The following is a 13,282-nucleotide window of genomic DNA, read 5'->3' as shown; positions in this document are numbered from 1 at the left end:
CGGCGCAGCACTCTGTGCATCCTCTCTGCGTCGTCCTCCCTTCAGGTAAGGCAGTGAATACTCATGTATTCTGCCACCCTTAAAGAATAGCCAATGCTCTATCTAACTCCCGGTAAATCATGAAACATCTGCGCTTACTCCTGTATTACGCACTAAAAGGGGCGGCATTGCGCCCCAGATTTAATGAATAAAGATTACGCCAGTTGACGAAGCATCCGGCGCAGCGGCTCCGCTGCCCCCCACAGCAACTGGTCACCTACGGTAAAGGCTGACAGAAATTCTGGTCCCATATTCAGCTTACGCAGGCGGCCTACCGGCGTGGTCAGCGTGCCAGTAACGGCTGCTGGGGTTAGCTCACGCATAGTGATTTCCCGATCGTTTGGTACGACTTTCGCCCACGGATTGTGAGCCGCCAGCAGTTCTTCCACGGTCGGAATAGATACATCTTTTTTCAATTTGATGGTGAATGCCTGACTATGGCAGCGCAATGCCCCGACGCGCACGCATAAACCATCTACCGGAATCACAGAAGATGTGTTGAGGATCTTGTTGGTTTCCGCCTGCCCTTTCCATTCTTCGCGGCTCTGACCGTTATCAAGCTGTTTGTCGATCCACGGAATCAGGCTACCCGCCAGCGGAACACCAAAGTTATCCACCGGCAACTCGCCGCTGCGGGTTAAGGTCGTGACTTTGCGTTCAATACTGAGAATAGCAGAGGACGGGGTTGCGAGTTCATCCGCCACATGGCCATACAGTTGGCCCATCTGGGTTAACAACTCCCGCATATGTCGCGCACCACCGCCGGAAGCCGCCTGGTAGGTTGCAACGGAAACCCAATCAACAAGATCATTGGCGAATAAACCGCCTAACGACATCAACATCAGGCTTACGGTACAGTTACCGCCAACAAAAGTCCTGATGCCTTTATTTAATCCGTCAGTAATGACGTCCTGATTGACCGGGTCAAGGATGATGATGGCGTCGTCTTTCATGCGCAGAGAAGATGCTGCGTCAATCCAGTAACCTTGCCACCCGTTCTCACGGAGCTTTGGATAGATTTCGTTGGTATAATCGCCGCCCTGACAGGTTACGATGATATCGAGGGCCTGCAGCGCCTCCAGATCAAAGGCATCCTGAAGTGTGCCGGTAGTACCGCCAAAGGACGGTGCAGCCTGACCAGGCTGGGAAGTCGAAAAGAAGACAGGGCGAATGGCGTCGAAGTCGCGCTCTTCAACCATGCGTTGCATGAGAACGGAGCCGACCATACCGCGCCAGCCGATAAAACCAACATTTTTCATAAGCGTTTTTTTCCTGCAAAGATGTGTGCTGTATATATGTGCCGGTGTCCTCGAGGCACATCTTTCACCATACAAAAAGCAGCCAAAGTCGCAAGTGAAATTAATCAATGATAGCGAAGCAATCAGTAATGCGACTTATCCTGCTTTCAAAGCACGCAGAAAGTCCAACGCAATTATCAGGGAACTTGAGTTATGAATGAAATCATTTCTGCAGCAGTTTTATTGATCTTGATTATGGATCCGCTCGGAAACCTACCTATTTTTATGTCCGTACTGAAACATACTGAACCGAAAAGACGTCGGGCAATCATGGTGCGAGAGTTGCTTATTGCTCTCCTGGTGATGCTGGTGTTCCTGTTTGCGGGTGAGAAAATTCTGGCATTTCTTAGCCTGCGGGCGGAAACCGTCTCCATTTCTGGCGGCATCATTCTGTTTCTGATCGCCATTAAGATGATTTTCCCCAGCGCCTCGGGAAACAGCAGTGGGCTTCCGGCTGGTGAAGAGCCGTTTATCGTGCCATTAGCCATTCCGCTGGTCGCCGGACCGACGATTCTCGCCACGCTGATGTTGCTGTCTCATCAGTACCCGAATCAGATGGGGCATCTGGTGATTGCCCTGCTGCTGGCCTGGGGTGGCACATTTGTCATCCTGCTACAGTCATCGCTGTTTTTACGTCTGTTGGGCGAGAAAGGGGTGAATGCGCTGGAACGCCTGATGGGATTGATTCTGGTGATGATGGCAACCCAGATGTTCCTCGACGGCGTTCGGATGTGGATGAAGGGGTAAGGTTCAAACAGGTGCTGCACACAACCTGACGCGGCACCTGTTTTATTACCTGAACTGATAATGACCTTCGCCCAATCGGATAACTCTTCCCTCTTCTTCTGCGCGATTCAGCCATACACTAGCTTGTTCGATGGTTAAACCAGTATAAGACGCCAGCCTTTCAATACTTATCGATTCCTTTGCAAGGATCGCCAGTTCCGCTACAAAGAGTTGATAAAAATCGACAGGCGTATGCGCGGGCATTCCTGCGTAATTTGCGTCATCTTCATGTAGTGAAAACAGTTCTGGTTGAGCGTTACGGCGTACTCTGTCATACATCAGCCCAGGAACGTCTGGCAGTCTGATCGTCACATTTTCAGCCTGTTCAGCACTCCATGACGCCCCATTTTCTACTAATCGTGAATTGGCTGATTGCTCATCCTGATTTGGTTTAACCAGAACAGGCAGCCACTGATGTTTTAATGCCTCCATCGCCCCAGTTATCGTTCCACCGGTCATTCCCGCACGCACAACCATTGCGCTTTCAGCAAGGCAATAAATATATTTATTCCGCGCCATCGCATTGCCGACGGTGAAACGTACTTCTGGGTAAAACGGCGAAATCAACACCAGATTGCCTGCTATAAGCCCTTCACGCCATTTCACTAACGTGCTCGTTTTTAACAAGCTATCAGCTAATACGCCAACGGCCGTTCCCCCTGCCTCTAGTGCCGACGTCATTGCACATTCATCAATACCTCGCGCACCACCAGAGATAACGCAAATCCTCTGTTGAGCCAGTTTCGCTGCCAGTTGTTGGGTATAGCGCAAATCGGCAGTCGGAGCATCTCGCGAGCCAACAATCGCCATACCTTCCGCTTGCAGTAATGCTTTATTCCCGCAGCCAAATAAAACGGGAGGGGCATCCGTTCGCAATCGGTTTTTCAAGCGAACGGGATAATCGGCATCGCCTCGGGTTAAGATCCATAAACCAGCGCGTTGCCACTTATCTACCGCCAACGCCAGACTATGACCGCGCGCCAGCAAGCCAAGAATACGCTCCTGAGAAATACGCGGATCGCTCCAGCCTGTAAGTTTCTCTTGCGGTTGCGGCACCAGAAGATCGGCGGGACTGATACGTTGGTGCTTCAGCCATAATGCAAACTTCCCCCATTCACTATTGCTAAGAGGTTTATGCTCACTCGCCGCCGCGCGAAAAAAATCGCTGGTTAGCAGGAGAGTCGCTTGTGCATTGGCTGAAAGATTCATCAATTTTTTACCGAGGTAGAAGCAAGGGCAAGAGGATAAACCGTCGGGCAACCTGCCTGGCGTAACAGTGCTGTCAGAACTGTCAGCGTCCATGCAGAATCCACGATATCGTCAACCAGCAACGCCGGGCCTGGCATCAAAGGAGGGGTAATCACAAACGCCCCGTCGAGATTTTGACACTGGTGAAAACGGTTTTGCTGCATTTTCTGTGGTGGATTGTCCACGACTTTTCCAATGGCATCAATAAAAGGTAAGCCAAGTTTCGCCGCCAGTCGCCGGGCAAAATCAGGAACCAGGTCGAGGTGCCTTAATGAAGGAACGCAGCATACCCAGGTTGGTTCAGGATGCGGATTCCAGCGTTGGCGAACCATTTCCGCACATGCCTCCACCAGCTCATCACTGAAGCGCCCCATATTTTTCTCCTGTGCTACCTGCTTTCCCCACCCGGAATCCCCCCAACGAGAAAGGATTCGCCCCGTAGATCCTTGTAAATCCGCAGGTAAGTTCCCTTTAAATCCGTATTGTGTAAAAGCCCCAGATGCCACCTGTTTATTGAGATTTAATGGCAGGTCAGCGTGTTTAATAAATAAATTTGCTGCATGGAGTAAGCCGCTATCAATGTCGGGCGACAACAACGGATGCTGAAGACAACTGCTACATTTACCACAACGTTCGGCACTTGGCTCATCGAGTGCGCGGCGCAGAAATTGCATTTTGCACTCCTTAGTCGTGATATAGCTTTCAACGTCTGCCAGTTCACTTTTTCTCTGATTCATCAAATGGTTAATTCTTTCATGGTCAGGAGAAAAACTGACGATAGTTCTGCGCCATAATTTCTCGGTATACACCACAGGCGATGGATTTTCAGCTACCAATAATTTCAGTGCTTTTTCTATTTGCCCATAACGGAGATTCGTCCGTTGTTCAATGCCTCGTAGAGTAAGACCGTCATTCTCGCTAAGTACATTGAGTATTTCATGAATTTGTGCCTCCGCAGGAAAGGCGCTTTCACGGAAGAATTGATGAATAGCGCGGTCTTCGCCACCACAAAGCAATATGCCAACTGCGGAATCTATAGCACGCCCGGCGCGCCCCACCTGTTGGTAGTAACCGACAATCGACCCTGGCATCTGATAATGAATGACGAAACCTAAATCAGGTTTATCAAACCCCATACCTAATGCCGTCGTCGCGACCAGCACTTTGATTTTATTTGCCAGCAGTGCCTGCTCCAGATATTCCCTGGCAGTATTAGAATCTTCCGCGCCTTCACAAGTCACGCCGCTGTAGTACGCAAATGCACTGATACCATTTTTCCTTAACCACTCGGCGACAAGTTCGGCATCGCGCGTAGTCAGGGTATAAACAATTCCCGATTTGGAAAACTGAGGGATAACCGTCGCTAACCATGCCAGACGGGATGACTGTTCACCTAAGACTAAGGCATCAAGCGCCAAACTTTCGCGAGCCAGCGTTCCACGCTGAATCACAATGTCACCCAATTGCTGACGGATATCCTCAACGACACGGTTATTCGCTGTCGCGGTTGTACCCAGAACAGGGGTATTCGCAGGCAACTGGCGCAAAATATCTAATATACGTCGGTAATCCGGGCGAAAATCGTGCCCCCAATCAGAGATGCAGTGCGCCTCGTCGACCACAAGCAAGCCAATACGATCGGCTATAGGATATAAAACCGTTTCGATAAAGTCCTGGTTTGCCAAACGTTCCGGGGAAACCAGCAAGCAATCGACCTCACCTTGCAGCAAATTATCGCTAATGCGCTGCCATTCTTCCCTGTTTGTAGAATTCAACGTTTCAGCCGTAATACCTAACCGTTCAGCGGCGGCAACCTGGTTACGCATCAGGGCAAGCAAAGGAGAGATGATAATTGTCGGGCCAGCGCCGCGATCGCGGAAGATTTTACTGGCGATGAAGTACACGGCGCTTTTCCCCCAGCCAGTGCGCTGTACAACCAGCAGTTTTCGCCGCTGATTAACCACCGCATCTATAGCTTCCCATTGCCCTTCCCTGAAGGTAGCGGTGGTGTTACTTAACATCCGCTGTAACAGCAATTCAGCTCCGTGTTTCTCCATCATCTTCTCCTGCGTCCGTTAACGCAGTGATTAGAACGGATAATGAGCCAGTATTTTTGCGAGAGAGATCAAAAAGATGAAGAGAGGAAAAAAGAGAAATGAATTACTGCGAGCAAGCTCGCAGTAATTTGTCGCGGTAATTAACTCAACAGCTGGAACGCAATCATCCCGACGATAGCACCGACAGTGCCGAGGATGGTTTCCATCATGGTCCAGGTTTTCAGCGTTTCGGCTTCGGTCGCGCCGGTAAATTTACCGAACAACCAGAAACCAGCGTCGTTAACGTGGCTGACAACAATCGAACCACCAGCGATACAAATCGACAGCGCCGCCATTTGCGCACCGGAGTAGTTCAGTTGTTCAATAACCGGCATCACCAGCCCCACTGCCGTTAAGCAGGCAACCGTTGCAGAACCCTGAATGATACGCACCGCTGCTGCCAGCACGAAACAGGTAATCGCAATCGGCAGGCCCATCCCGGTTAACGCTTCGCCCAGTGCCGGACCTACGCCAGAGTCAACCAGTACCTGTTTGAACACGCCGCCCGCACCAATTACCAGCAGAATGATCCCCGCCGGTTGCAGCGCGTGACCGCAAATCTCCATCACTTTGTCTTTCGGCATACCCTGACGCATCGCCAGACCATAAATCGCCACCAGACAAGCAACCAGAATCGCGGTAAACGGATGGCCGATAAACTCAAACCATTCGTAAGCGGTAGAGCCTTCCGGCACAAAACGCGCGGCAATGGTTTTAAGACCTACCAGCACCAGCGGCAACAGGATTAGCGACAGGCTGAATCCGAAAGATGGCATTTTGCCTTCGCCGAGATGCGGTTCGCTGATGTCGTCAGGAATATGCAGTTCCACGTAGCGGCTGATGAAATTACCCCACAGCGGCCCGGCAATAATCATTCCCGGAATTGCCGCACACAGGCCAATCAAGATCATCCAGCCAAAGTCGGCGTTCATCTGCGATGCCAGCAGCATTGGCGCTGGCCCCGGCAATAAGAACGCCGCCGCTGCCGCCACGCCGGCGAATAACGGGATAACCAGTTTCACCAGGTTCGTGCCGGTATGGCGCGCCATTGAGAAAGCAACGCTAATCAGCAGAACAATCGCCACTTCAAAGAACAGCGGTAGCGCACAAACCAGCCCCGCAAGGCCAATGGCATAATGCGCGCGGCTGTGACCGAAGGATTTGAGCATTTTGACGGCAATCTGATCGACTGCGCCGGTTTCATGTAAGATCTTGCCAAACATGGCTCCCAGAGCGACAACCACCGCCAGGAAGCCGAGGGTGCCTCCCATCCCTTTTTCCATCGTCGCTGCGATTTTATCGAGCGGCATACCGGAAAAAAGGCCAGCCCCCATAGACACCACCATCAAAGCCAGGAAAGCGTGCATACGCGCTTTCATGACTAAAAACAGCAGCAGTAAAACAGACCCTACTGCTGTTAAAACAAGCGTTAATGTACTCACTACTTATTTGCCTTTTTTAATAACCTCAATGGTGCTTGCCACAACACCTTCCAGCGGTTGATCGATATCCACCACCAGTACATCGGTTTCGTCCGCACCCGGTTCTTGCAGCGTTTCAAACTGCGTCACCAGCATTTGGGTTTTAAAGAAATGGCCTTTACGCGCTTTCAGACGGCTTTCAATTACATCAAAATCGCCTTTCAGGTAGATGAAAGAGAGATTCGGATTACCCGCGCGCAGCAGGTCGCGATAGTGCTTTTTCAGTGCGGAACAGACGATCAGCGACACTTTATTGGTGCGCTGCATAGCAAACGCGGCGTCGTTCAGTGCCTGTAACCACGGTTTGCGATCGTCATCATTCAGCGGTTCACCGGACGCCATTTTTTCGATATTGCGACGCGGATGGAGGAAATCGCCATCAAGAAACGCGGCATGAAGTTGATGCGCCACTTCACTGGCGACCGCAGATTTGCCGCTGCCCGATACGCCCATCAAGACGTAAATGTGGTGATCATGGTTAGTCGTGCTCAAAGTGGTGCCCCCACAATACAAGAATTAAAAATGTTACGGGTAACTGTTATCGGTAACATTGTCCAGCCGGACAAAATCAGAAGCAATATCCATCCGTGCCTTAAGTGTATAAGTGTGAGCTACTTCAAATTTGTGAGCTTAAATAGATCCGCCCGGTGACAAGGTGAAACCTAAATCTAACATTTTCGGTGTCACTGCTTCGCCACGAATACGCGCCAGCAGGCGTTCAGCGCCAATGCTGCCCATCCGCTCACGCGGTGTCAGCACGCTCGCCAGCCGTGGCTCCATCACCTGGCCAATATCATGACCGTGGAAACCGGCAATTGCCATATCGTCAGGGATTTTCAGCCCCAGACGCTGACATTCAAACGCCGCGCCGACAGCCAGGTCATCGTTGGTACAGAATACGCCATCTAACTGCGGATATTCCCGCCGCGCCTGGCGAATCAGTTCAATACCTGAAGAGTAAGAAGAAGATTGTTCAACCATCACGCTATATGGCACCAGGCCGGCATCCAGCATCGCCTGTTCGTATCCCTTCTGTTTGATGATAGTACGTTCGTCGAGACGTGCGCCGAGATAGGCAATGTGACGATGCCCGCGAGCAATAATGGCGGTGGTCATCTGGCGTGCCGCTTCAAAGTTATCAAACCCGACGGCGATATCGAGGCACGGAGATTTACTGTCCATCAGCTCCACCACTGGAATACCTGCCACTTCAATCATCTTTAAGGTGCGCGGCGTGTGGGTTCGTTCGGTGAGGATCAGCCCGTCGATATTCCATGAGAGCATTGATTCGAGGCGCTCTTGTTCCATTTCCGGTTTATAACCGTAGTGCGCCAGCATAGTCTGATAACCGTGCGCGTCGGTAACGCTTTCGATGCCGCGTAATACTTCCGCGAAAACCTGGTTGGTGAGAGAAGGTAACAGAACGCCAATTGCCCGGCTGGTGGCATTTGAGAGGATATCGGGCGCGCGGTTGGGAATATAACCCAGTTCATCAAGAGCGGCGGCAATCTTGCCACGTAAGGCGACGGAGACCTGCTCCGGGTTGCGTAAAAAACGGCTGACCGTCATTTTGGTCACGCCTACACGGTCAGCCACATCCTGAAGTACGGGTCTTTTCTTTTTCATCGTCCTGAAGGGTACAAAAGGGATAGATTCCTTTAGTTTACCACGGACGCATCACAACCTTCCTGATTCCTCAGGAAGGTTTGTGAGATAAATTTAGACTGGTGGCAAATCGAACAGCAGAATTTCACTGTCGCTATCGGCGTGGATGGAGATTGCCTGCTCATCCCAGATTGCCAGACCATCACTGGTCGAGGCTTTCACACCGTTAATGGTGACATTGCCTTTCACCACCTGGATCCAGACGCGGCGTTCAGCGGCAATCTGATGCACCGACTGTTCATCTTTCAGCAGCGCCCAGCGATACAGTTCCATATCCTGATGCACTTTCAACGAACCATCACGCGCATCCGGCGAAAGCACCAGTTGTTTGCCCTGCACGGCATCAAAGCGACGCTGTTCATAACGCGGCGTAATGCCGTTTTCTTCAGGCATGATCCAGATCTGATACAGATGCAGACGCTCGGTGCTGCTGGGGTTGTACTCTGAGTGACGAATACCCGTACCCGCACTCATTATCTGGAACTCGCCCGCCGGAACCTGCTCTTTATTGCCCATGCTGTCCTGATGCTCAACAGTACCTTCCAGCACGTAGGTCAAAATTTCCATATCTTTATGTGGGTGAGTGCCGAAACCCTGCCCTGCTTCAATCACGTCGTCGTTAATGACACGCAGCGCGGAGAAGCCCATAAAATTCGGATCGTAATAGTTGGCAAAAGAGAAAGTGTGCCAGGAGTCCAGCCAGCCATGATTCGCATGACCACGTTCATTTGCTTTGCGTAAGTAGATCATTTGTATTCACCCCCTGAATGTTTTCGATGGGCTTAGTGTGGACCCGATCCGCCTGGGATGATAGAGGGTGAAAATTGACCCCTCTGTTCAAAAAAATTGAACTATTCGAGGAGCCATCAAACTTACTTCGCGAGAGTCACTGTAGAGGGAGAAGCTTGTTCAAAACCACGTTCAAGGATTTCCAGATTAGTAAGAACTTCAGATTCCTTGACGTAATTTGGTGCACCGTTGGTGATGGTTTGATACAGCGCATCATATACGCGTCCGTAGTCGCCCACCTCCGGCTTCATCTCTTCTCTTACAGTCACGCCCTCGTCATTGACATACTCCAGCACACCGACCGAATCATCCACTGCGAATCCCGGTTCGCCCGGCATAATATTAGCCTTCAGGCTGGTTTCCTGCTGGTCGATGCCGTATTTAATAAATGTACCTTTCTTACCGTGAACGATAAATTTCGGATAATCGATTTTCACCAGATGGCTGGTTTTGACGATGGCTTTCAAATCACCATAAAACAGCTGCGCTTCGAAGGTGTCGTCCGGATTGGCTTTATTACGCAGGCTGCGAATGTCGTAAGCCACATGATCCGGGCGACCGAACAGCGAGATAATCTGGTCGAGGGTATGCACGCCAAGGCCATAAAATGCGCCATCCTGCGGCAGTCCAGGTTTGGTTTCTGCCACCGGGCGGTAGTAGTCAAAATGGCTTTCCACTTCGACAATCTCTCCCAGCTTGCCGCTTTCAATCGCTTTTTTCGCCGTCAGGAAGCAGGAATCAAAGCGACGATTCTGATACGGCGTGACGGTCAGCCCTTTGCTTTTCGCCAGCGCAAACAGCTCTTTCGCCTGCGCAAGCGTCGGGGTGAACGGTTTTTCAACCAGCACATTTTTCCCGGCTTCCAGCGCACGCTTCGCATACTCGAAGTGGCTGTCCGCGTGAGTGCAGACGACAATCAGCTTAACGTCAGGATCGTTTAATACTTCGTCGAGATCGCTGGTGAAATGGATATGCGAGTAGACAGGAGCCTGTTCTTCCGGCTTCGCATGGCGGCGGAAAATATGCGCGACATGCCAGCTATCCTTGCGGTTAAGTACATACGGCAGATGGTAGCGGGTGGTGCTTTTGCCGAAGCCAATAAAGGCGCAGTTGATGGCCATGATTTCGTCCTTTTTTAAGGTGGTTAGTTACACCTTAACGCAAAGCGGACGCGGTTCCTATGCCTGTGCTTCAGTACGTCAGATTGTTGGCAAAGTGCACTTTGATCATGCCGGATGCGGCGTGAACGCCTTATCCGACCTACGGTTCAGGACTATTTGTAGGACTGATAAGCGTAGCGCATCAGGCGATTTTGCATTTGTCTCAACACGAGGAACATTCCCCGTGGACAAAATGACAAGCAAAAAAAAGCCAGCACCCGGCTGGCTAAGTAATACTGGAAGCAATGTGAGCAATGTCGTGCTTTCAGGTTCTCCGCGAGGGTCTTCCTGATCGCGAGACAATAATAATCATTCTCATTCGCACTTGTCCAACACTTTTTGTAAAAAAATGCATTTGACTCGCATTTGAAAGTCAATGATGTTGAAAGGGACATTTACCCCAAAGAGGACAGAGGAATGAGTGAGATAGTGATACGCCACGCTGAAACGCGCGATTACGAGGCCATTCGGCAAATTCACGCCCAGCCGGAGGTGTATTACAACACACTACAGGTGCCTCATCCTTCCGATCATCTGTGGCAGGAGCGACTCGCCGATCGTCCCGGCATCAAACAGTTAGTCGCCTGTATTGATGGAACCGTCGTGGGTCATCTCACCATTGACGTGCAGCAACGCCCGCGCCGCAGTCATGTTGCCGATTTTGGTATCTGCGTCGACTCCCGCTGGCACAATCGCGGCGTCGCCAGCGCCCTGATGCGAGAGATGATTGAGATGTGCGACAACTGGCTGCGGGTAGATCGCATTGAACTAACCGTGTTTGTCGATAATGCCCCGGCAATTAAGATCTATAAAAAACACGGCTTTGAGATTGAAGGAACTGGTAAAAAGTACGCGTTGCGAAATGGCGAATATGTCGATGCGTATTTTATGGCGCGGGTGAAATAAAGAATTTGTAATCTAAGTTTGTCATTTAAGCCCTCACCTACCGGTAGAGGGCTTAAGATATTAATACCCCGCTGTTAAATCATCCACCGAGCGCGGGTCAGATGCCCCATACAACTCACCGTCCGGCCCAACCATAATGCTTTGCGTGCTGCCCATCGCCTCTTTCAGCGCCACTTTCTGACCTTTTGCTTCCAGCAGTTTGAGCGTATCCGGGCTAAATCCTTTCTCAACACGCAGCTCGTCCGGCAACCACTGATGGTGGAAACGCGGCGCATTGGTCGCTTCGGCAACGTTCATTCCATAATCGATGCTGTTCACCACCATTTGCAGCACGGTGGTGATAATCCGGCTCCCGCCTGGGCTACCGGTGACCAGCCAGGTTTTACCTTCTTTCACCACAATGGTTGGTGACATCGATGACAGCGGGCGTTTGTTCGGCCCGACGGCGTTGGCATCACCGCCCACCAGCCCGTAAACGTTCGGTACGCCCGGTTTGGCGGAGAAATCATCCATCTGGTTATTGAGCAGAATACCGCTCTCGCCCGCAACAATACCCGTACCGAAGGTGGTGTTCAACGTATAGGTCACCGCTACCGCGTTACCGTCTTTATCCACCACTGAGTAATGGGTAGTTTGGTTACTCTCATAAGGCGCAAGTTTGCCTGGGCGAATTTCGCTGGACGGCTTCGCTTTATTGATATCAATTTGATCGGCAATGGATTTGGCATAGGCTTTATTGGTCAGCGCCTGCCACGGCACTTTGACGAAATCCGGGTCGCCAAGATATTCCGAGCGGTCGGCGTAGGCGTATTTCTCAGCTTCTGCCATGATTTGCATCGCATCGGCGCTGCCAAAGCCATATTTCTTCATATCGAAGTTTTCCAGGATATTCAGAATCTGCACGATATGAATCCCGCCGGAGGATGGCGGTGGCATGGAGTAAACCTGATACCCGCGATAATCGCCGCTAATCGGTGTGCGTTCCACCGCTTTATACGCCGCTAAATCTTCTTTGCTTACCAGGCCGCCGTTTTTCTGCATCTCCTGGGCGATCTGCTCAGCTATCGTGCCTTTGTAGAATTCGTCCGGGCCATTTTCAGCAATCATCTCCAGGCTCTTTGCCAGATTCGCCTGCACCAGTTTGTCGCCCTTTTTCAGCGGCTCGCCCTCTTTCCAGAAGATAGCCTTGCTGTTTTCGTGATTCGGCAGCACTTCACTGCCGTAAGTTTTGAGATCGTCGGCCAGCGCATCGTTAACGATAAAACCATCGCGCGCCAGTTTAAACGCCGGTTGCACCACTTTGTTCAGCGGCATGGTGCCGTACTTCTCCAGCGCCAGCGAGAAGCCTGCGACCGTGCCAGGCGTTCCTGAGGCCAGATGCGAAGTGAGTGATTTTTTGCTGTCCGGGTTGCCCTGATCATCGAGGAACATATCGCGGGTTGCTTTGGCGGGTGCCATCTCACGGAAGTCGATAGAAGTCGTATTGCCATCTTTAGTGCGAATCAGCATAAAACCGCCGCCGCCCAGATTCCCCGCCTGCGGATGCGTTACCGCCAGCGCATATCCCACTGCCACGGCGGCATCAACGGCATTACCACCTTCTTTAAGGATATCCACCCCCACCTGAGTGGCAGTAGCATCCACAGACGCCACCATCCCCTGCTTCGCGCGTACCGGATGAAAGACATCTTCCTCCACGCCATACGAGACAGGCGGCGGCGCAGGTGGCGCGGCTGCCGCACTAAAACAACATCCTGAAAGCAAAGCTGTAATCGCCGCCCGGCGTAAAAACGTCGGTTTTATCATCGTTATTC

11 protein-coding genes are annotated in these 13,282 nt (G+C 51.4%); 2 read left to right on the top strand and 9 right to left on the bottom strand.

Going from position 1 to position 13,282, the window contains the following annotated elements; genetic code table 11:
- Positions 1 to 194: 194 nt before the first annotated feature.
- On the bottom strand, positions 195 to 1,298 hold the full coding sequence (gene asd / locus HEM79_RS10365) for an aspartate-semialdehyde dehydrogenase (RefSeq protein ID WP_176241377.1): 1,104 nt from the start codon (positions 1,296 to 1,298) through the stop codon (positions 195 to 197).
- 192 nt (positions 1,299 to 1,490) lie between these two features.
- On the opposite strand from asd, the gene yhgN reads away from it, so the two are divergent.
- Entirely contained in the window at positions 1,491 to 2,084 is a 594-nt protein-coding gene (yhgN, locus tag HEM79_RS10360; RefSeq protein WP_001002547.1) for an NAAT family transporter YhgN, read from the top strand.
- 45 nt (positions 2,085 to 2,129) lie between these two features.
- Here the strand turns inward: yhgN and HEM79_RS10355 are convergent, their stop codons facing one another.
- The 7 genes from HEM79_RS10355 to HEM79_RS10325 form a co-directional block, all read right to left on the bottom strand.
- Positions 2,130 to 3,425, bottom strand: a complete 1,296-nt coding sequence (locus HEM79_RS10355) for a DNA-processing protein DprA (RefSeq protein ID WP_176241376.1) — start codon at positions 3,423 to 3,425, stop codon at positions 2,130 to 2,132.
- Complete coding sequence (locus tag HEM79_RS10350) at positions 3,332 to 5,428, bottom strand: RecQ family ATP-dependent DNA helicase (protein ID WP_176241411.1); 2,097 nt, start codon at positions 5,426 to 5,428, stop codon at positions 3,332 to 3,334. The genes HEM79_RS10355 and HEM79_RS10350 overlap by 94 nt, the downstream gene beginning before the upstream one ends.
- Positions 5,429 to 5,568: 140 nt before the next feature.
- Positions 5,569 to 6,909 carry a gluconate transporter gene (gene gntU, locus HEM79_RS10345; protein ID WP_000105942.1) on the bottom strand — a complete coding sequence of 447 codons (1,341 nt, stop codon included), beginning with the start codon at positions 6,907 to 6,909 and terminating at the stop codon, positions 5,569 to 5,571.
- Positions 6,910 to 6,912: 3 nt separating this feature from the next.
- Positions 6,913 to 7,440 carry a gluconokinase gene (gene gntK / locus HEM79_RS10340; RefSeq protein ID WP_000108328.1) on the bottom strand — a complete coding sequence of 176 codons (528 nt, stop codon included), beginning with the start codon at positions 7,438 to 7,440 and terminating at the stop codon, positions 6,913 to 6,915.
- A 138-nt stretch (positions 7,441 to 7,578) separates the two neighbouring features.
- Complete coding sequence (gene gntR, locus HEM79_RS10335) at positions 7,579 to 8,574, bottom strand: gluconate operon transcriptional repressor GntR (RefSeq protein ID WP_000730250.1); 996 nt, start codon at positions 8,572 to 8,574, stop codon at positions 7,579 to 7,581.
- A gap of 93 nt (positions 8,575 to 8,667) precedes the next feature.
- Complete coding sequence (gene yhhW / locus HEM79_RS10330; RefSeq protein ID WP_000639809.1) at positions 8,668 to 9,363, bottom strand: quercetin 2,3-dioxygenase; 696 nt, start codon at positions 9,361 to 9,363, stop codon at positions 8,668 to 8,670.
- Positions 9,364 to 9,485: 122 nt separating this feature from the next.
- Positions 9,486 to 10,523 (bottom strand): oxidoreductase, encoded by a 1,038-nt coding sequence (locus HEM79_RS10325; RefSeq protein ID WP_176241375.1) that lies wholly within the window; start codon positions 10,521 to 10,523, stop codon positions 9,486 to 9,488.
- A gap of 456 nt (positions 10,524 to 10,979) precedes the next feature.
- Between HEM79_RS10325 and yhhY the strand changes: the two genes are divergently transcribed.
- A complete protein-coding gene (gene yhhY / locus HEM79_RS10320) occupies positions 10,980 to 11,468 on the top strand; it encodes an N-acetyltransferase (protein ID WP_176241374.1) in 489 nt (162 codons plus the stop codon).
- A 60-nt stretch (positions 11,469 to 11,528) separates the two neighbouring features.
- Here yhhY and ggt read toward each other — a convergent pair whose 3' ends face one another.
- Positions 11,529 to 13,274, bottom strand: coding sequence for a gamma-glutamyltransferase (ggt, locus tag HEM79_RS10315; RefSeq protein ID WP_176241373.1), 1,746 nt, complete (start codon positions 13,272 to 13,274; stop codon positions 11,529 to 11,531).
- Between the last annotated feature and the right edge of the window lie 8 nt (positions 13,275 to 13,282).

It is taken from the genome of Escherichia sp. 93.0816 (assembly GCF_013368855.2).
Taxonomy (GTDB): Bacteria; Pseudomonadota; Gammaproteobacteria; order Enterobacterales; family Enterobacteriaceae; genus Escherichia; species Escherichia ruysiae.
Note: the sequence above shows the minus strand (reverse complement) of the source record. Positions and strands in the feature narration are given on the sequence as shown.

Excerpts from the sequence above, each read along its gene's own strand:
- asd (WP_176241377.1), bottom strand. The coding sequence starts at position 1,298 with ATGAAAAATGTTGGTTTTATCGGCTGGCGCGGTATGGTCGGCTCCGTT.
- yhhY (WP_176241374.1), top strand. The coding sequence starts at position 10,980 with ATGAGTGAGATAGTGATACGCCACGCTGAAACGCGCGATTACGAGGCC.
- yhhW (WP_000639809.1), bottom strand. The coding sequence starts at position 9,363 with ATGATCTACTTACGCAAAGCAAATGAACGTGGTCATGCGAATCATGGC.
- HEM79_RS10325 (WP_176241375.1), bottom strand. The coding sequence starts at position 10,523 with ATGGCCATCAACTGCGCCTTTATTGGCTTCGGCAAAAGCACCACCCGC.
- gntR (WP_000730250.1), bottom strand. The coding sequence starts at position 8,574 with ATGAAAAAGAAAAGACCCGTACTTCAGGATGTGGCTGACCGTGTAGGC.
- HEM79_RS10350 (WP_176241411.1), bottom strand. The coding sequence starts at position 5,428 with ATGGAGAAACACGGAGCTGAATTGCTGTTACAGCGGATGTTAAGTAAC.
- yhgN (WP_001002547.1), top strand. The coding sequence starts at position 1,491 with ATGAATGAAATCATTTCTGCAGCAGTTTTATTGATCTTGATTATGGAT.
- ggt (WP_176241373.1), bottom strand. The coding sequence starts at position 13,274 with ATGATAAAACCGACGTTTTTACGCCGGGCGGCGATTACAGCTTTGCTT.
- HEM79_RS10355 (WP_176241376.1), bottom strand. The coding sequence starts at position 3,425 with ATGGACGCTGACAGTTCTGACAGCACTGTTACGCCAGGCAGGTTGCCC.